The organism is Sphingomonas sp. ID1715 (genome assembly GCF_013044515.1).
Lineage (GTDB): Bacteria > Pseudomonadota > Alphaproteobacteria > Sphingomonadales > Sphingomonadaceae > Sphingomonas_B.
Window position 1 is genome coordinate 1 of sequence record NZ_JABEPR010000013.1, and the last position, 16,250, is coordinate 16,250.

Annotated in this window: 18 protein-coding genes, 1 tRNA gene, 3 pseudogenes and 1 riboswitch; of the genes and pseudogenes, 9 read left to right on the plus strand and 13 right to left on the minus strand. The window is 65.4% G+C overall.

Going from position 1 to position 16,250, the window contains the following annotated elements; all coding sequences use genetic code 11:
- Nucleotides 1-187 (minus strand): annotated as a pseudogene (locus tag HJG53_RS18915) (IS21 family transposase); the annotation flags it as partial.
- 46 nt (nt 188-233) lie between these two features.
- Between HJG53_RS18915 and HJG53_RS17210 the strand changes: the two are divergent.
- From HJG53_RS17210 to HJG53_RS19235, 3 genes and pseudogenes are all read left to right on the plus strand, one after another.
- Nucleotides 234-902 (plus strand): annotated as a pseudogene (locus HJG53_RS17210) (alpha/beta fold hydrolase); the annotation flags it as partial.
- Between the two features lie 121 nt (nt 903-1,023).
- A pseudogene (locus HJG53_RS19230) lies at nt 1,024-1,314 on the plus strand (acyl-CoA thioesterase domain-containing protein); the annotation flags it as partial.
- 298 nt (nt 1,315-1,612) lie between these two features.
- Nucleotides 1,613-1,801, plus strand: a complete 189-nt coding sequence (locus HJG53_RS19235) for a hypothetical protein (RefSeq protein WP_368039603.1) — start codon at nt 1,613-1,615, stop codon at nt 1,799-1,801.
- Between the two features lie 10 nt (nt 1,802-1,811).
- Here HJG53_RS19235 and HJG53_RS17220 read toward each other — a convergent pair.
- Together HJG53_RS17220 and uvrB are read right to left on the minus strand one after the other, a co-directional pair.
- Nucleotides 1,812-1,888, minus strand: a tRNA-Pro gene (locus tag HJG53_RS17220).
- 123 nt (nt 1,889-2,011) lie between these two features.
- Nucleotides 2,012-4,207 (minus strand): excinuclease ABC subunit UvrB, encoded by a 2,196-nt coding sequence (uvrB, locus tag HJG53_RS17225; protein WP_171132533.1) that lies wholly within the window; start codon nt 4,205-4,207, stop codon nt 2,012-2,014.
- Nucleotides 4,208-4,272: 65 nt separating this feature from the next.
- Here uvrB and HJG53_RS17230 point away from each other — a divergent pair, with 65 nt between their 5' ends.
- Nucleotides 4,273-4,830, plus strand: coding sequence for a DUF3617 domain-containing protein (locus HJG53_RS17230; RefSeq protein WP_171132535.1), 558 nt, complete (start codon nt 4,273-4,275; stop codon nt 4,828-4,830).
- Here the strand turns inward: HJG53_RS17230 and HJG53_RS17235 are convergent, their stop codons facing one another.
- Nucleotides 4,831-5,844: a serine hydrolase gene (locus HJG53_RS17235; RefSeq protein WP_171132537.1), complete on the minus strand. Its 1,014-nt coding sequence runs from the start codon at nt 5,842-5,844 to the stop codon at nt 4,831-4,833. It abuts the gene before it with no gap.
- Nucleotides 5,845-5,954: 110 nt separating this feature from the next.
- Between HJG53_RS17235 and HJG53_RS17240 the strand changes: the two genes are divergently transcribed.
- The 3 genes from HJG53_RS17240 to HJG53_RS18920 are packed head-to-tail and all read left to right on the plus strand — an operon-like array spanning nt 5,955 to nt 6,863.
- On the plus strand, nt 5,955-6,302 hold the full coding sequence (locus tag HJG53_RS17240; protein WP_217352931.1) for a hypothetical protein: 348 nt from the start codon (nt 5,955-5,957) through the stop codon (nt 6,300-6,302).
- A 49-nt stretch (nt 6,303-6,351) separates the two neighbouring features.
- On the plus strand, nt 6,352-6,600 hold the full coding sequence (locus HJG53_RS17245) for a type II toxin-antitoxin system Phd/YefM family antitoxin (protein WP_171132539.1): 249 nt from the start codon (nt 6,352-6,354) through the stop codon (nt 6,598-6,600).
- Complete coding sequence (locus tag HJG53_RS18920; protein WP_368039604.1) at nt 6,597-6,863, plus strand: Txe/YoeB family addiction module toxin; 267 nt, start codon at nt 6,597-6,599, stop codon at nt 6,861-6,863. Before HJG53_RS17245 ends, HJG53_RS18920 begins: the two co-directional genes overlap by 4 nt.
- A 92-nt stretch (nt 6,864-6,955) precedes the next feature.
- On the opposite strand, the gene HJG53_RS19240 is transcribed toward HJG53_RS18920, so the two are convergent.
- The 9 genes from HJG53_RS19240 to chrA form a co-directional block, all read right to left on the minus strand.
- Nucleotides 6,956-7,528, minus strand: a complete 573-nt coding sequence (locus tag HJG53_RS19240; protein WP_171132543.1) for a biosynthetic peptidoglycan transglycosylase — start codon at nt 7,526-7,528, stop codon at nt 6,956-6,958.
- 2 nt (nt 7,529-7,530) lie between these two features.
- Nucleotides 7,531-7,896 (minus strand): hypothetical protein, encoded by a 366-nt coding sequence (locus HJG53_RS17260; protein ID WP_217352932.1) that lies wholly within the window; start codon nt 7,894-7,896, stop codon nt 7,531-7,533.
- Between the two features lie 18 nt (nt 7,897-7,914).
- On the minus strand, nt 7,915-8,313 hold the full coding sequence (locus HJG53_RS19245; RefSeq protein WP_368039605.1) for a pentapeptide repeat-containing protein: 399 nt from the start codon (nt 8,311-8,313) through the stop codon (nt 7,915-7,917).
- 15 nt (nt 8,314-8,328) lie between these two features.
- Nucleotides 8,329-8,793, minus strand: coding sequence for a DUF4440 domain-containing protein (locus tag HJG53_RS17270; protein ID WP_171132549.1), 465 nt, complete (start codon nt 8,791-8,793; stop codon nt 8,329-8,331).
- A gap of 13 nt (nt 8,794-8,806) precedes the next feature.
- Nucleotides 8,807-9,055: a hypothetical protein gene (locus HJG53_RS17275; RefSeq protein WP_171132551.1), complete on the minus strand. Its 249-nt coding sequence runs from the start codon at nt 9,053-9,055 to the stop codon at nt 8,807-8,809.
- A gap of 67 nt (nt 9,056-9,122) precedes the next feature.
- The gene (gene thiC, locus HJG53_RS17280; protein ID WP_171132553.1) at nt 9,123-10,961 is read right to left on the minus strand and encodes a phosphomethylpyrimidine synthase ThiC; all 1,839 of its coding nucleotides are present in this window, start codon (nt 10,959-10,961) and stop codon (nt 9,123-9,125) included.
- A 30-nt stretch (nt 10,962-10,991) separates the two neighbouring features.
- A riboswitch (TPP riboswitch) is annotated at nt 10,992-11,101 on the minus strand.
- 25 nt (nt 11,102-11,126) lie between these two features.
- Nucleotides 11,127-11,534, minus strand: coding sequence for a DUF2141 domain-containing protein (locus tag HJG53_RS17285; protein WP_254447854.1), 408 nt, complete (start codon nt 11,532-11,534; stop codon nt 11,127-11,129).
- Complete coding sequence (locus HJG53_RS17290) at nt 11,482-12,201, minus strand: sterol desaturase family protein (RefSeq protein ID WP_171132606.1); 720 nt, start codon at nt 12,199-12,201, stop codon at nt 11,482-11,484. The genes HJG53_RS17285 and HJG53_RS17290 overlap by 53 nt, the downstream gene beginning before the upstream one ends.
- A gap of 94 nt (nt 12,202-12,295) precedes the next feature.
- Nucleotides 12,296-13,462, minus strand: coding sequence for a chromate efflux transporter (gene chrA, locus HJG53_RS17295; RefSeq protein ID WP_171132607.1), 1,167 nt, complete (start codon nt 13,460-13,462; stop codon nt 12,296-12,298).
- Nucleotides 13,463-13,645: 183 nt separating this feature from the next.
- On the opposite strand from chrA, the gene crtY reads away from it, so the two are divergent.
- Both crtY and HJG53_RS17305 read left to right on the plus strand, forming a co-directional pair.
- Nucleotides 13,646-14,749, plus strand: a complete 1,104-nt coding sequence (gene crtY, locus HJG53_RS17300; protein ID WP_171132557.1) for a lycopene beta-cyclase CrtY — start codon at nt 13,646-13,648, stop codon at nt 14,747-14,749.
- Nucleotides 14,746-16,233 carry a phytoene desaturase gene (locus HJG53_RS17305; RefSeq protein ID WP_171132559.1) on the plus strand — a complete coding sequence of 496 codons (1,488 nt, stop codon included), beginning with the start codon at nt 14,746-14,748 and terminating at the stop codon, nt 16,231-16,233. The genes crtY and HJG53_RS17305 overlap by 4 nt, the downstream gene beginning before the upstream one ends.
- Nucleotides 16,234-16,250 lie beyond the last annotated feature (17 nt).

Sequence of the window (16,250 nt, forward strand, 5' to 3'; positions counted from 1 at the left end):
GATCCTGAAACGGCCCGATCCTAGGCAGTGGCTGAACCTTGCGCTGATAGTCGAATGCGCCTTCCGGCGCCCGGATCGCCTTGCGGATCACCTTCCGCGACACATGCAAATCCCGCGCGATCGCCTTGATCGCCTTGCCGCCGGCATACTCGCGCCGAATCCGAACCACTGTCTCCAAAATCAACATCCCGATCTCGCCGCCTGAAAATCCAGCCGGCTGCTTAAACCATCGAAATGAGGGGTCCCTTTTAGACGCCGATCACCCCGCTAACGGGGTCCTTTTTGCACGCCGATCCACAGCGGCGACCTTCAACCTGCTGCGCGGGCGCGACCTGATCTGGAACTACGTCGTCAACAACTATCTGCTCGGCAACGACTATCCGCAGTTCGACCTGCTGCACTGGAACGGCGACACGACCAACCTGCCCGCCAAATGGCACCGCGCCTATCTGACCGACCTCTACCGCGACAATAAGCTGGTGGTGCCCAAGGCGATGACCGTGCTTGGCCAGCCGCTCGACCTGCGCGACGTGAAGACGCCCACTTACGTCCAGGCGGGGCGCGAGGACCATATCGCGCCGGCCGAAAGCGTGTGGAAGATCACCGACCATTTCACCGGCCCGGTCCGCTTCGTACTCGCCGGCTCCGGCCACATCGCGGGCGTGGTCAACCCGCCGAGCGCGGGCAAATATCAATATTGGACGAACGAGAGTGGCGCGAAATCGCTCGAGGAGTTCGTTGCCGGCGCTACCGAGACCAAGGGCAGCTGGTGGCCCGACTGGATCAAGTGGATCAACGAGCGGGCGCCCGCGAAGATCAAGGCCGAGGGCGCGCGGGTTCCCGGCGCCGGCAGCCTCCCATCCTTGGACGATGCACCGGGAAGCTACGTCCGCACGCGGTGACAGGTGACGGACATCGAGAAGGAGCCGGTCTGCCGCACGGCGGCGAAGTGAGCGGACGCACGGCCATGGCTGGCGGAGCCGTGGCACTGGAGGCGGCCTCGGGCCTGGCTAAGTTGCCCGCATGACTGACCACGCCTTCACCCGTGCGGGTGCCCTCATCCGCGCCACCGAACTGGCCGCGGGCCCATGGGACGCGCGGCTGCAGCATGGCGGGGCGCCGTCCTCGCTCGCCACCTGGGCGGCCGAGCAGGTGCCGACGTCTGCCCCGATGCGCATCGCGCGGGTCACGGTCGATCTGATGCGCCCGGTGCCCGTTGCCGATCTCGCCCTCGAGACGACGGTGCTGCGTGAAGGGCGCAAGATCCAGCTCGTGCAGGTGCGGCTATCGAATGGCGACGCCGAGGTGGCGCGGGCCTTGGTGCTGAAGGTGCGCACTGTCGACCAGCCCCTTCCCGCGTCCATGCTGCCTCCGCTCGACGCGCCGGCCCCTGAACAGGTGGAGGCAACGGGCGTCGGCCTGCGCTCCGGCGCCCGCAACTTTGGCGCAAATTTCGACATCCGGCGCATCCGCGGCGGCTTTGCCGATCATGGTCCCGGCCAGGTCTGGTTCCATCAGCATCGCCCGCTGATCGAAGGCGAGCCGCTCTCGCCCGCCATGCGCGCCGTCGCGGTCGCCGACTTCTCGAACGGCATTTCGGCGCGGCTGCCCTTTGAGGACCTTCATCAACGGCGACCTGACCGTCAGCCTAGCGCGCGAGCCGCGGGGCGAGTGGATCTTCTCGGACGCCGACACCTGGGCCTCACCCGACGGCACCGGCTCCGCCACAACCCGCTTGGCCGACCGCGACGGCTATTTCGGCCACGCCATCCAATCGCTGATCCTTGAGCGCCGAGGCTGAGGGCGTGAAATGGTCGGGGAGAGAGGATTCGAACCTCCGGCCCCTGCCTCCCGAAGACAGTGCTCTACCAGGCTGAGCTACTCCCCGACCGGGACCGGGTCGCCGAAGCGCCCCGCGGAGGCAAGACGTGGGCCCTTAGCGGGACCGGTCGGGGGTTTCAAGCAGCACTTTACGGCAAACGCCCAACCCCGCGGCCGAAGCTTGGCGTCGCTAGCGGCGCCCGCGCTTGGCCACGCGCATCTGCTGCTGCTTGCCGTAACGCGTCTTGCGGGTGCCGGGCTTGCCTTCGTTCGAGCGGCCCATCATCGGCGCCTTATGCTCCTCGACGGGCAAGCCTAGTTCCTGCTGCTCGAGAGTGCGGATCTCGTCGCGGATGCGCGCGGCGGTCTCGAACTCCAGGTTCGCGGCGGCGTCGCGCATCTGCTTTTCCAAGTCTTCGATATAGGCGCGCAGATTGTGGCCGACCATGTGCGGCCGGTCTTCGTCGATCTCGACCAGCACCGAGTCCTTCGTCGCAACATGGGCGATGATGTCGCCGATGTTGCGCTTGATCGTCTGCGGCGTGATGCCGTGCTCGCGGTTATAGGCCTCCTGCTTCTCTCGCCGGCGCGCGGTCTCGCGCATCGCCCGCTCCATCGAGCCGGTGATCGAGTCGGCATAGAGGATCACCCGGCCTTCCACGTTGCGCGCCGCGCGGCCGATCGTCTGGATCAGCGACGTCTCGGAACGGAGGAACCCTTCCTTGTCCGCATCGAGGATCGCGACCAGCCCGCATTCGGGAATGTCGAGCCCCTCGCGCAGCAGGTTGATTCCGACCAGCACGTCATAGACGCCCAGCCGCAGGTCGCGGATCAACTCGATACGTTCCAGCGTCTCGACGTCGGAGTGCATGTAGCGGACCTTCAAGCCCGCCTCGTGCAGATATTCGGTCAGGTCCTCGGCCATCCGCTTGGTGAGGGTGGTGACGAGCGCGCGATAGCCGTTATTGGCCGTGATCCGGCATTCGTTCACCAAATCGTCGACCTGGTCCTCGATCGGGCGGATCTCGACGGGCGGATCGATCAGGCCTGTCGGGCGGATCACCTGTTCGCAGAAGACGCCGCCGGTCTGCTCCATCTCCCAGTCGCCAGGAGTCGCGGACACGTACACCGTCTGCGGCCGCATCGCATTCCACTCGTTGAAGCGTAACGGGCGATTGTCGATCGCGGACGGCAGGCGGAAGCCGTACTCGGCCAGCGTCAGCTTGCGGCGATGGTCGCCCCGGCTCATGCCGTTCACCTGGCCGATCGTGACATGGCTCTCGTCGACGAACAGCAGCGCGTTCTCGGGCAGATATTCAAACAAAGTCGGCGGCGGCTCGCCGGGCAGGCGGCCGGTCAGGAAGCGCGAATAATTCTCGATGCCTGCGCAGGACCCCGTCGCCGCGATCATCTCCAGATCGAAATTGGTGCGCTGCTCCAGCCGCTGCGCCTCCAGCAATTTGCCCTCGGCGACCAGCTCCTTCAGTCGCTCGGCCAGTTCGTGGCGGATCGCCTCGGTCGCCTGTTTAAGTGTGGGCCCAGGCGTCACATAGTGGGAGTTGGCGTAGATCTTCACATAGTCGAGGCTGGCGACCTTCTTGCCGGTCAGCGGATCGAACTCGACGATCTCCTCGATCTCGTCGCCGAAGAACGCGATGCGCCACGCCGTGTCTTCATAGTGCGACGGAAACACTTCGAGATTGTCGCCGCGCACCCGGAAATTGCCGCGATTGAAGGCGGCGTCGTTGCGCTTGTACTGCAGCGCCACGAGCTTGCGCACGATCTCCTGCTGATCGGCGCCCTGGCCCTTCTTCAGGCTGAACGTCATCGCCGAATAGGTTTCGACCGAGCCGATGCCGTAGAGGCAGGAGACGGAAGCGACGATCAGCACGTCGTCCCGCTCCAGCAGGGACCGCGTGGCGGAGTGCCGCATCCGGTCGATCGCCTCATTTACCGAGCTTTCCTTCTCGATGTAGGTGTCCGACCGGGGCACATAGGCCTCGGGCTGGTAATAATCGTAATAGCTGACGAAATACTCGACTGCATTCTCGGGGAAGAAGCTCTTGAACTCGCCATAGAGTTGGGCAGCTAGGATCTTGTTGGGCGCGAGGACGAGAGCGGGCCGCTGCAGCGTCTCGACCACCTTGGCCATGGTAAAGGTCTTGCCCGAACCGGTGACACCCAGCAGCACCTGGTCGCGCTCGCCCTGCAGCGCCGCTTCGGTCAGTTCCTTGATCGCGGTCGGCTGGTCGCCGGCCGGCTCATAGTCCGACACCAATTTGAAGCGCTTGCCCCCTTCCGACTTGTCCGGCCGGTGCGGCTTGTGCGGCGTGAAATCGTCGGCCGTTTCGGGCTCGGCCAGGCTGGTGCGGATTTGAATCGCCATCGCTTGCCGATATGGTCCCGCTGGGCGGCCGCCGCAACGCGCGGCAGGGGAGGGGACTCAAGTCGATGAAGAAAGTCGTTTTGCTGGGCGCACTGGCGCTGGCCGCGTGCAACAAGGAGCCCGAGGTCAAGATCGAGAATGCCACGCCGGCGCAGGTCGCCAGCAAAGTGCGCGCGGCGCGCGGCGCCGAGACCAAGCTGCAGCCCGGCCAATGGCAGGTGGTGAGCTCGATGGACCTGTTGGACGTGCAAGGCGTGCCGGCGGAGACCGCCGCGCGCATGAAGATGGCGATGACGCGCACCTCGAGCAATCTGCAATGCGTGTCGAAGGAACAGGCGGACAATCCCAACGCCGGCCTGTTCGCCGGACAGAACAACAGCCGCTGCAAATATGAAAGCTTCGAGATGACCGGCGGCAAGATCGCGGCCAAGATGCGCTGCCCGGGCGAAAACGGCGCCGAGATGCTGATGACGATGGACGGCAGCTTCGATCCGAAAAGCTATCAGGTCACCGCCGACATGAACATGAACATGGGCGCGTCGGGCCAGAAGATGCGCATGACGATGAAGTCGACCGGCACGCGCGTCGGCGAATGCCCGGCTGGCCAGGCCAAGACCGGCTGATCAGCCGGGCGGCAGCGCGGTGGCGGCGATCCGCTCAAAGAGCGGCGTCGCCGCTGGCAGCCGGTCCTCGCGCGTGTTGCCGAGCCGGACGAGCACGACCGAGTGGCCGCCGCGGCTGCCGGTGAAGACGAACTGGCCGAGATGGCCGCGCATCGAGACGAGACCGTTCGGCGACAGCCAGACATGGCCGCCATAGCGCGGATTGGTTTCCGCCGGGGTCTTCAGGAAGGCGAGCCATGCGGGCGTGACGACCTGCTCGCCGTTCGCGCTCTTGCCGTCGACCAGCAGCCGGCCCATCCGTGCCCAGTCCTTCAGGCTCATATGGATCAGCGATCCGCCGATCTGCGTGCCGGCGCCGTCGAACTCCAGGAATGCGCTGGTCACGCCGGACGGGCCGAACAGCCGCGCCTGGGCGAAGTCGCGATAGGCCTGCGCCCGCACGCGCGGATCGCGGCTCGGCGTCAGGGTGCGCGTGACGATCTCGGCCAGGATGATGCTGGTCAGTGAATCATAGTTGAAGCGCGTGCCCGGAGCGGCGGCGAGCGGCCGGGCGATCGCGCGCGCGGCCATGTCCTCCGTGCCGCCCACGAACAGCACCTGGTTGGTGTCGCTATTCTCAACCGGCGTGCCGACTTCGATATGGCGCAGCCCCGATGACATGTTGAGCAGCTGCCGCAACGTGATCCGCCGCCGTGCATCGCCCTGCCATTTCGCCACCGGTGCCGGCGCGTCGAGCGCCAGCCGCCCGTCCGCGACCAGTTCGCCGACCAGCAGCGCGGTGACGCTCTTCGCCATCGACCAGCTGATGAACCGGTTCGCGTCGGAATAGCCAGGCGCATAACGCTGCGCGACCGGGTTGCCGTCGACCACCAGCAGCACCGCGCGCGTGTCGCCCTGATCGGGGGCGAACAAGGGCGCGATCACGTCCGGCGGCGCGGCCGCGGAGCCGGGGACCGCGCACAGGAGCAGCGAAGCGAGGAGGGCTCGGGGAAAGGTCGTTCGGTCAGCACCCATGGCGCACCCCATTCCGGCTGGGCTGAGCCTGTCGAAGCCCTTCCCTTCTTCCTGCTTTGTGCCCAGAAAGGGAGGGCTTCGACAAGCTCAGCCAAGCGGGAGGAGGGGGCGTGATCATCGGCAAGCGCCGTGCTGCCATCTGGATCGCCGCGGTGCTCGCCGCCGCCCTCGTTGCTGCCTTCCTCTACGCCCGTTCGCTCAAGCCGCAGCTGGAGCTCGGCACCGGCTATGCCGCGCGCGTCGCCTGTGCCTGCCGCTATATCGGCAACCGCCCGCTCAAATCCTGCTATGCCGATTTCGAGCCCGGCATGGAGATGATCCGCCTGTCCGAGAACGCGGCCGAAAAGAGCGTCACCGCCAGCGTCCCCCTCCTCGCCACCCGCACCGCCCGCTTCGACCCCCTGCTCGGCTGCCAACCTGAGCCGTATCGGGGCGAGGAGTATGTGATCCGGCGTTAGCGCCAACGGGCGAGTTGATCCTGGACAAAGTCTTGTCCGCATCTCCGCCATGCAAAGCGTCAGCTATTCGGAAGCTCGCGAGAATCTGACGGCAGTGATCGACAAGGTCGTCGCCGACCGCGCGCCGATCGCGATCGCGCGCCAGCGCGGTGAAGGTGCGGTAATGGTGTCAGCCAGCGAATGGGCGTCGATCGAGGAGACGCTGTACCTCCTGCGCTCTCCGAAGAACGCCGAGCGGCTGCTGGAGGCAGTGCGCGGGCTCGAAGCTGGCGAGGCCAAAGGCATCGACTTCCAGTGAACGTCATCTCCTGGTCGACGGCGCGGGAGGACCTTCGCCATTGGCAGGATCACGACGCCCGCATGGCCGACAAGCTCCTCGCGTTGATCGAGGAAAGCCGCCGTCACCCCTTCAAGGGCACCGGCAAGCCCGAGCCGCTAGGGGGTAACCTCTCCGGCTGGTGGTCCCGCCGGATCAACCAGGAACATCGGTTGGTGTACCGGGTTGCGGGGAGTGGTAAGGACCAGACGCTGCAGATCGCGCAGTGCCGGTATGACTACTGACCAGATCACCCGACATCATCGCGTGGGGATGGCGGGTGGTGCCCTGCCTAGCGGCAGAGGACTGGGCGGGGACCAGGATTGCTATTGCCAAACTACGATTGGCGGCACTTGGCGAGGGTAGGAGCTTCTACCTGGTGCCTTAGGATATACCTGGCTCTGCGGAGCACCTCACGGCACCACTCCCTACTACGCCTTCCGGGAATCGGTCGCCGAAGAGTGGCGGCAACAAGGGCTTTTCTCAATCGAGAACATTCATCGAGTCTCCGTTTGTGCAATGCCAGAGCAGCATCCTCCGCGCCGCGCACCTCCTCTCCAAAATAACCTACGCAAGCATAGGTGGCGATAATACTTGCCTTGCACCATTTCCTTCGAAGCCCCATGGAAATAATCATTTCCCTGAGCTTGCGAGTGATACTTATTTCGTACTTGCCAGTCACGGTCCTTACCAATTGCATCTCAATGGTGCTTGCACCACTCTGGGATTTGCATGTGGCCCATCCGACTGCTGCCCTCGCAACTGACCTCCAGTCTACTCCGTTGTGTCTCCAAAACCTTCGGTCCTCGGCTTGAACTAGTAAGGCCAGAAACTCATTGTCGATCTCAGTTCGTCCATGCTGACTTATAACAGCATCAACCGCCCTAATATCTTTTTGTAAAAGAAACATGATCAGAGATCGGTGAACTTTCGAGTAAATATCGCGATGACGATAGCGAGAATCATCAGCCCGGCGCTCACCTCAAGAAGGCCGATCGCCGATAGCATGGAGTTCTTACCTTCGAATACATCACTGACATTGAAAAAATACCGAATGGAAGTTAAAGTTGCTTCTGAAGCAGAGAGTCCGCCAAAAAACCAATACAGGCACGCAAAACACAAAATCACCGCAATCGACACAGTGACAACTCGCCAGACGCTTAAGCCATAGTTACTCGACCAGTTAATAAACTTGAAGATCGGCGATCTGTGTTTCTTGTGCGACCACTCGCTACGCGCCCACGATGCCTTGGCCATGTCTATCAAAGCCAAATCCATGGCAGGGGCGAGCTGATTTTAATTCAGCTCCATGTTGGTGGTCTGATCAAATCGCAGACCAACTAGCACATTCTTATCGTGCGCCAAATCAGCAAGGTAAAACGAGGCACCTTTTATATTCGAACCGGACAAATCGCAGTCTCTAAAAATCGATTGACTGAAGTCCACATCTCGGAGGTCGCAACTCTTGAACTCGCAATGATTGAATCGGCACCTGGAGAAATCAAATCCCCTTAGATCCTCGCCGCTGAAGGCCAGGCTCTCTAACTCCACGCGCGGTTCGCCGTTCGTTATCCAGCCCTGTCGAGAGGCCGACCACTCGTCCCGAGCTGCCTTGCCGCCTAGAGCCAGCGCCACGCGGAGCGCATCGTTGCACCGAACTGTCCATGGATCCTGAGGAGGCGTTGTCACTGACATAATACTGGACTTCTCCTATTGGGGGCAGCCGCCCCCACACCGCATCGTCACATAGGTCTCCACCTCCACCCGCCACACGCCGTCGGTGCGGCGCCATTTGGCGGTGTAGTCGCCGCCGATCCAGTCGTCCGGTTTGCCGGAGGGGGCCCCGCGCCAGTGGCCGGTTTCGAGGGCGATGGGGAGGAGGGGCGAGACTGTCACCCGGTCCGTGGTGCGGACAAAGACGAGGCGGTTCGGGTCCTTGAAGCCGTCTGCCCAGCGGTCGAGATAGGGCTGCTTGCCCGAGACATGGACGCTGTCGCTCCCCGTGACAATATGGACATCGTCGGCGAGCACGCCGGCGATCGCGTCAAGGTCGGCGGCGGCGATGGCGCGGTTGAACGCGGCGCGCTGGGCGCGGATCTCGCGCTCGGCCTCGGCAGGCGTCTGTGCGGGAGCGGCCGAGGCGAGCGCCATGATCGCGAGGGGCAGGCTCAGCAAATGCTGCGCCTGCTCAGCCCTTCACCCGCACCCCTTCCTTCGGCCAGTCCTTGTCGACATCGACGCCGCGCTGCGCCCATTGGTCGCGGGTCCAGCAGCGGACCTGCTCGATCAGCGAGCCGGTGCCGGCATAGATGCGCATGCAATAGCGGGTGTCGGGCGTGCCCGGCGGCGCTGTCAGCGGCCGCTCTTCGCTCGCCGCGCGCAGCGGCGCCGCGGCGGCGATCAGGCTCAGGGCAAGAATGAGTTTCGCAGGGGCCATGGCGTGTCTCCTTGCTGCCGGTTCGGCGCCGCCAGCCTAGCAGCTTTGAGGGCGGCGCGCGACCGGGCTACTCGGCTGGGATGTAGAGGTCGCCGCCCGCGCGGTACTTCTCCGCCATCTCGGCCATGCCCGCCTCGGCATTCTCGGCTTCGAGGAACTGGTCGCTCGGCTGGTTCTGCTTGGCGGCGAAGTCCCGCACCTCCTGAGTGATCTTCATCGAGCAGAATTTCGGCCCGCACATCGAGCAGAAATGCGCCGTCTTGGCGCCCTCGGCCGGGAGCGTCTGGTCGTGATATTGCTCGGCCGTATCGGGGTCGAGCGACAGGTTGAACTGATCGCGCCACCGGAACTCAAAGCGGGCGCGGCTGAGGGCATCGTCGCGGAGCTTCGCCGCCGGGTGCCCCTTGGCGAGGTCGGCGGCGTGGGCGGCGAGCTTGTAGGTGACGACGCCGACCTTCACGTCGTCGCGGTCGGGCAGGCCGAGATGCTCCTTGGGCGTCACGTAGCAGAGCATCGCCGTGCCGTACCAGCCGATCATCGCCGCGCCGATGCCGCTGGTGATATGGTCATAGCCGGGCGCGATATCGGTGGTGAGCGGCCCCAAAGTGTAGAAGGGCGCTTCGCCGCACGCTTCCAGCTGCTTGTCCATATTCTCCTTGATCTTGTGCATCGGCACATGGCCGGGGCCTTCGATCATCACCTGCACGTCCTGCTCCCAGGCGCGCTTCGTCAGCTCGCCCAGCGTGTAGAGCTCGGCGAACTGGGCCTCGTCATTGGCGTCGGCGATCGATCCGGGGCGCAGGCCATCGCCCAGCGAATAGGCAATGTCATAGGCCTTCATGATTTCGGTGATCTCGTCGAAGCGCTCGTAGAGGAAGCTCTCCTTGTGGTGCGCGAGACACCATTTCGCCATGATCGATCCGCCGCGGCTGACGATGCCGGTCACGCGCTTCGCGGTGAGCGGGATATAGGGCAGGCGCACGCCGGCGTGGATGGTGAAATAGTCGACGCCCTGCTCGGCCTGCTCGATCAGCGTGTCGCGGAAGATCTCCCAGGTCAGGTCCTCGGCGATGCCGCCGACCTTCTCGAGCGCCTGGTAGATCGGCACGGTACCGATCGGCACGGGCGAGTTGCGAATGATCCATTCGCGCGTGTCGTGGATGTTGCGGCCGGTCGACAGATCCATGACTGTGTCCGCGCCCCAGCGGATCGCCCACACCATCTTGTCGACCTCCGACGCCACGTCCGAGGCGACCGCCGAGTTGCCGATATTGGCGTTGATCTTGACCAGGAAGTTGCGGCCGATCGCCATCGGCTCGCTCTCGGGGTGGTTGATGTTGTTAGGGATGATCGCGCGGCCGCGGGCGACCTCGTCGCGAACGAACTCGGGCGTCACGAAGTCCGGGATCGCCGCGCCCCAATCCTGGCCATCGCGCTCGCGGATGATCTGCTCGCGACCGAGATTCTCGCGCTCGGCGACATACTCCATCTCCGGAGTAATGATGCCTTGGCGCGCATAGTGCATCTGGGAGACGTTCGCGCCGGCCCTGGCGCGCAGTACCTTGCGGCGTACGTTCGGAAAGGGCTGGACGCCGCCGGAACGGTCGGGGCCGAGCTGGCCATTATCCTCCGGCCGCACTTCGCGTTGGGTGACTTCCTCGACATCGCCGCGCCCGCGGATCCAGTCGCGGCGAAGTTCCGGCAGCCCGGCCATGATGTCGATGCGCGCACCAGGATCGGTGTACGGGCCGGACGTGTCGTAGACCCGTAAGGGGGGCTCGCCGGAGGAGGGCTCCAGGTCGATCTCGCGCATCGCGACCTTCAGCGGCCCGACATGCACCTTGCGGCTGCCGCGAATGGCGCCGGTGGTGACTTTCAGCTCGGTGCGTGCGGGAATGTCGGCCATGTCTTCGCTCTCCAAAATCGGACGGAGTGCGGGTATCGGCCGCTCCCTCCCTCCGCCGGTCTCAACCGGATCAGGTTCGGCGGGTCGCGGCTTCGCAGCCGCCTCTCAGACGCCGATCAGCGTCCCCCCGGGGAAAGGGTCACACTAGGCCCGAACGGGCAAAGCTCAAAGCAGGTATTTCATCTGGATGCGCTGGATCGTCTCGCCCGCTGCCACCGTGAACCGCGCCGCCGCGAATTTGGGCGGGCCGAAGGCGATCACCGGGTTACGCGAAAAGCCGAAGCCCTCGCGCGGGATGCCGAGCATCGTGTCGAGGCGGTTATTGGCGTTCTCGTCATGGATCAGCGCGGCGGCGTAGGCGCCGGTCGGCAGGTCCCCGAAGCTGAGGCGCGTCTGGGTCGCCGGCACCTTGCGCTTCACCGCGAATTTGTCGTCGGTGCAGCCGGGGAAATTGACCGGGTCGCGGGTCAGGCACACCTGCACCACGCCCTTCGCCGAGCGGAGGCCGGCGACGTCGAGTTCAACCGCGCCCGGCTCCGCCGCGCCCAGCAGCAGCGTCGCCGAAAGCGCCAAGCCCAAGGTCCGTGCCGCACAGCCGGTCCCAGAAACGGAAATATAGCCCATAATTGCCCCGATACCGCTCGTGGTGCTGCTGATGATGGCTCGCCGTTATCAGCCATTTGCCCAACGGGCCCTGAACGAGGCCCCGCGGGAACACCTCCCACCCCATGTGATTGGTCACACCCATAAAGGTCATGATCGCCAGCACCAAGCCAAGCGCCGCGACATGGATGGGAATGAGGAAGACGAGTGTCGGAATTACCACAGCGCCGGTCAGCGCTTCCCAGGGGTGGAAGCTCATCGCCGCCCAGGCGGTCGGCGGTCGGCTGGCGTGATGAACGGCATGGGCGATGCTGAAGGGGCGAGGGGCATGCATCCACCGATGCGTCCAGTAGAACCAGGCATCGTGCGCCAGTAGGTAGAGCAGCACGGAGACCGGCAGCCACCAAAGCGGGTAAGCGCCGGCATCGGTGTAGATGCGGGTCCAGCCCCGCTCCTGCCAGCCCCAGATGACGATGCCGGCGGGAACGCCGTAGATCGCGGCCGACGCGAGCGACCAGCCGATTTCCCGGCGGATTTGTGGGCTCAGGCCCGCGTAAAGCCCCGGCCGCACGCGCCGGGTCAGCCAGGCAAAGCCGCCGCTAACGATCAGATAGCGCATGCCGACGATCAACGTCATCAGCAGCGCGGAGAGGAGGGGCAGGGCCACGGACCCCGCTTAGATCAAAGCCGGCCGAAACGGAACGCCGGCCGATGCCGAGCGAGTGGCCGGCTCACCGAAAGGCGGCGCCGCCGACCAAGGCGCCGAGCGCAAGCACGGCCGGAGTGCTGAGCTTGCTCTTCCAACGGTACATGATCGCCAATGCGACCGCGAAGATGACGAGGCTCACGCCGATACCGGGCGTGCGAGCGATGAGCGTGCGGGCCAAGTCCAGCACGGTCACCGCAATGATGCCGACCACCCCGGCCGCGACCCCGCCCAGGAACGACTGCAGGCGCTTGTGTTCGGCGAGTTCCTCCAGCCGTTCGTAAAGGACGATCGAAAAGGCGAAGGCGGGCAGGAACATGCCGGCGGTGATCGCCAATGCGCCGGCCGGTCCTCCGCACACCCAGCCGACGAAGGTCGCGAAGATCACGAGCGGCGCGGGGAGAATGCCCGATAACGCGAGGCCGTCCAGGAACTGGGCGTCGGTCATCCAGCCCCGCCCTGCGCTGTCGTTCCGGACGAAGGGGATGGCGGTATAGGCGCCGCCGAACGTCAGCAGCCCGCCTTTGAGGCCGGTCCAGAACAGCTCCATGCTGGTCGGCGGAGCCGTCTTGGCGATCGCGGCGGCAGCGGCCGGCACGTCGCTCCCCATCGCCAACGCTGCGCCGGCGGCTCCCGCGACCATGATGATGGCGGCCGCGAGCCCGTATCGGCCCGCCGACGCCAAGGCATAGGCGGCGCCCGCCGCAGGCAGCACGATCCAGAAGGTCACCCCCGCCAGCGACGCTGCGGCGGACAGCCCCGCAACCGCCCACAGCCATAGGTCATGGAGGATGTGCTCGCCGATCCGGTGGACCGCCCGGATGACGACCGCCAGCACGGCCGCCTGCACACCGAGAAAGACCGCGCCGAGGACGGTCTGCTCGATGCGGAGCCGCGTGTAGAGCCACGCCAGCGCGAGCATCAGCACGAAGCCGGGCAGCATGAAGCCGAGTCCCGCCAGCACTCCCCCGATCCGGCCTTTCGCGCGAACCCCCAGATGGACGCAGAGTTCATGCGCCTCGGGGCCCGGTAGCACCTGCAGGACCGCCAGCAGCCGGTTGAATCTGGCGCTGCTGATCCATCTCTCTTCATCGACCAGTTCACGCCGGATCATGGCGATTTGCGCGACCGGCCCGCCAAAGGCCATCACCCCGAACCGCAGGAAACGCAGGAACAGGGCCGTGTAGGACATGGCGGGGGGAAGAGGCTGGATGCAGTTTTCGTGCGCCAAACTCTGTGCCTCTGACCCGGTCATTCTAGTCTCGTTACCGCCTTCTCCCCCGATCGTCGCCCCGGCCCCGGTTTTTGGCTCGTAAAGACGAGCTTCAGCCAGCGGCCACTTTCGATTTCGTCGGTGCGCGGCTAGTCGCGTCGGGTGGCGAGCCCCGTTCAATCCGTGCGCATCCTGGGCGGTGGCCTGGCCGGGGGGCTGATCGCCTTTGCGCTTGCTGAGCGGCGGCCGGAGGTGGCGGTCGAACTCGTTGAGGCGGGCGACCGGCTGGGCGGCAATCATGTCTGGTCGTTCTTCGACAGCGACATCGTGCCGGCGGATCGCTGGATCGTCGAACCCTTCATCTCGCACCGCTGGGACGGTTATGAGGTGCGCTTCCCGGCGCACAGCCGGACCATCCGCGCGACCTACAACTCGATCGAATCGGAACGTTTCGACGCGGTGCTGCACGAGCGGCTCCCGGGCGTGCGGCTGGGCGCGCCGGCGGAGGAGGGAGACATTGACGCCCGCGGCCCCGGCGACCTGTCGGCGCTCGATCTGGGCTGGCAGAAGTTCATGGGGATGACGATCGAGACGGTGCGGCCGCACGGGCTCGTACGGCCGATCGTGATGGATGCGGCCGTGGATCAGCTGGACGGCTATCGCTTCGTCTACGTCCTGCCCTTCGGGCCCACGCGGCTGTTCATCGAGGACACCTATTACAGCGACACGCCGGATCTCGACGTCGGCACCTTGCGCGAGCGGATCCTGGCCTATGCGGCCGGACGGGGCTGGCACGGCGCCCCGTCGAATCGGGTGGAGACCGGCGTCCTGCCCGTCATCATCGGCGGCGACTTCGATGCCTATTGGCGCTCGACCGGCGAGGTTTCGGCGAAAGCGGGGATGCGCGCGGGGCTCTGCCACCCGACGACCGGCTATTCGCTGCCCGATGCGGTGCGGCTCGCCGCTTCGATCGCGCGCGCGCCCGATCTGTCGCCGCCAGCGCTCGCCCGGCTGACGCGGGCTCATGCCGAGCGGGCCTGGAAGCAGCGCGGCTTCTACCGCATGCTTGACGCCATGCTGTTCCGCGCCGCCGCGCCGGCACAGCGCTATCGGGTGCTCGAGCGCTTCTACCGGCTGCCGGAGCCGCTGATCGGCCGCTTCTATGCAGCCGAAAGCACGATGCTGGACAAGCTCCGCATCTTGACCGGCAAGCCGCCGGTGCCCATCGGCCGGGCGGTGCGGGCGATCCTGAAGGGAAGCGAGTGAAGACGGCAGTCGTGATCGGCGCGGGCTTTGGTGGCCTGGCGCTCGCCATCCGGCTGCAGTCCGCCGGCGTGGCAACCACTGTCGTCGAGAGCCGCGACAAGCCCGGCGGACGCGCCTATTTCTGGGAGCGGGACGGCTTCACCTTCGACGCCGGCCCCACGGTCATCACCGATCCCGATTGCCTGAAGGAGCTGTGGGCGCTCTCCGGCCACGACATCGCGGAGGATGTCGAACTGGTGCCGGTCACACCCTTTTACCGCCTCAGCTGGCCCGACGGCACGGTGTTCGACTATTCGAACGACGAGCCTGCCCTGGCGGCCGAGATCGCGAAGCTGAACCCGGCCGATGTCGCCGGCTACCAGCGCTTCCTCGACTATTCGGCCGGGGTGTACCGCGAAGGCTATCTGAAGCTCGGCGCCGTGCCGTTCCTCGACTTCAAGTCGATGCTGTCGGCCGCGCCGGCGCTGGCCCGCTACCAGGCATGGCGTTCGGTCTATTCGATCGTGTCCAGCTATGTTCAAAACGAGAAGCTGCGCGAGGCGCTGAGCTTTCACACCCTGCTGGTCGGCGGCAATCCGATGGCGACCAGCTCCATCTATGCGCTGATCCACAAGCTCGAAAAGGATGGCGGCGTGTGGTTCGCCAAGGGCGGCACCAACCGGCTGGTCGCCGGCATGGTCAGGCATTTCGAGCGGATCGGTGGCACGCTGCGGCTCGGCGATCCGGTCGCGCGGATCGAGATCGAGAACGGCCGCGCGACCGCCGTGCGCACCCGCAGCGGGTGGCGGGCCGAGACGGAGATGGTCGCCTCCAACGCCGATGTCGTGCACAGCTATCGCGACCTGCTGTCCGGCTCGCCACGCGGCGCCAAGGGAGCGAAGCGGCTCACGCGCAAGCGTTTTTCGCCGTCGCTGTTCGTCGTGCATTTCGGCCTGCGCGGCACCTTCCCGCAGGTGCCGCACCACAGCATCCTGTTCGGCCCGCGCTACCAGGGCCTGCTCGACGACATCTACAAAAGCGCGGCGCTGGCCGAGGATTTCTCGCTCTACCTCCACCACCCGACCGCGACCGATCCGAGCATGGCGCCGGAGGGCTGCTCGACCTTCTACGCGCTGGCGCCGGTGCCGCATCTCGGCAAGGGCGGCATCGACTGGGGTGCCGAAGGCGAAGCCTATGCCGACCGCATCCTCGACGAAGTCGCCCGGCGGCTCGGCATTCCCGATCTCAAGGAGCGGATCGTCACCCGCTTCCATTATGCGCCGACCGACTTTGCGACCGACCTGAACGCGCATCTGGGCAGCGCCTTCAGCTTGGAGCCTATCCTGCTGCAATCGGCCTATTTCCGCACCCACAATCGGGACGACGAGATCGGGAATCTGTATTTCGTCGGCGCCGGCACGCATCCTGGGGCGGGCATTCCGGGCGTGGTCGGGAGCGCCAAGGCCACGGCCGGGTTGATGCTTGGGAATATCGCCGCGGCTTGACCAACCACAGCCGTTCG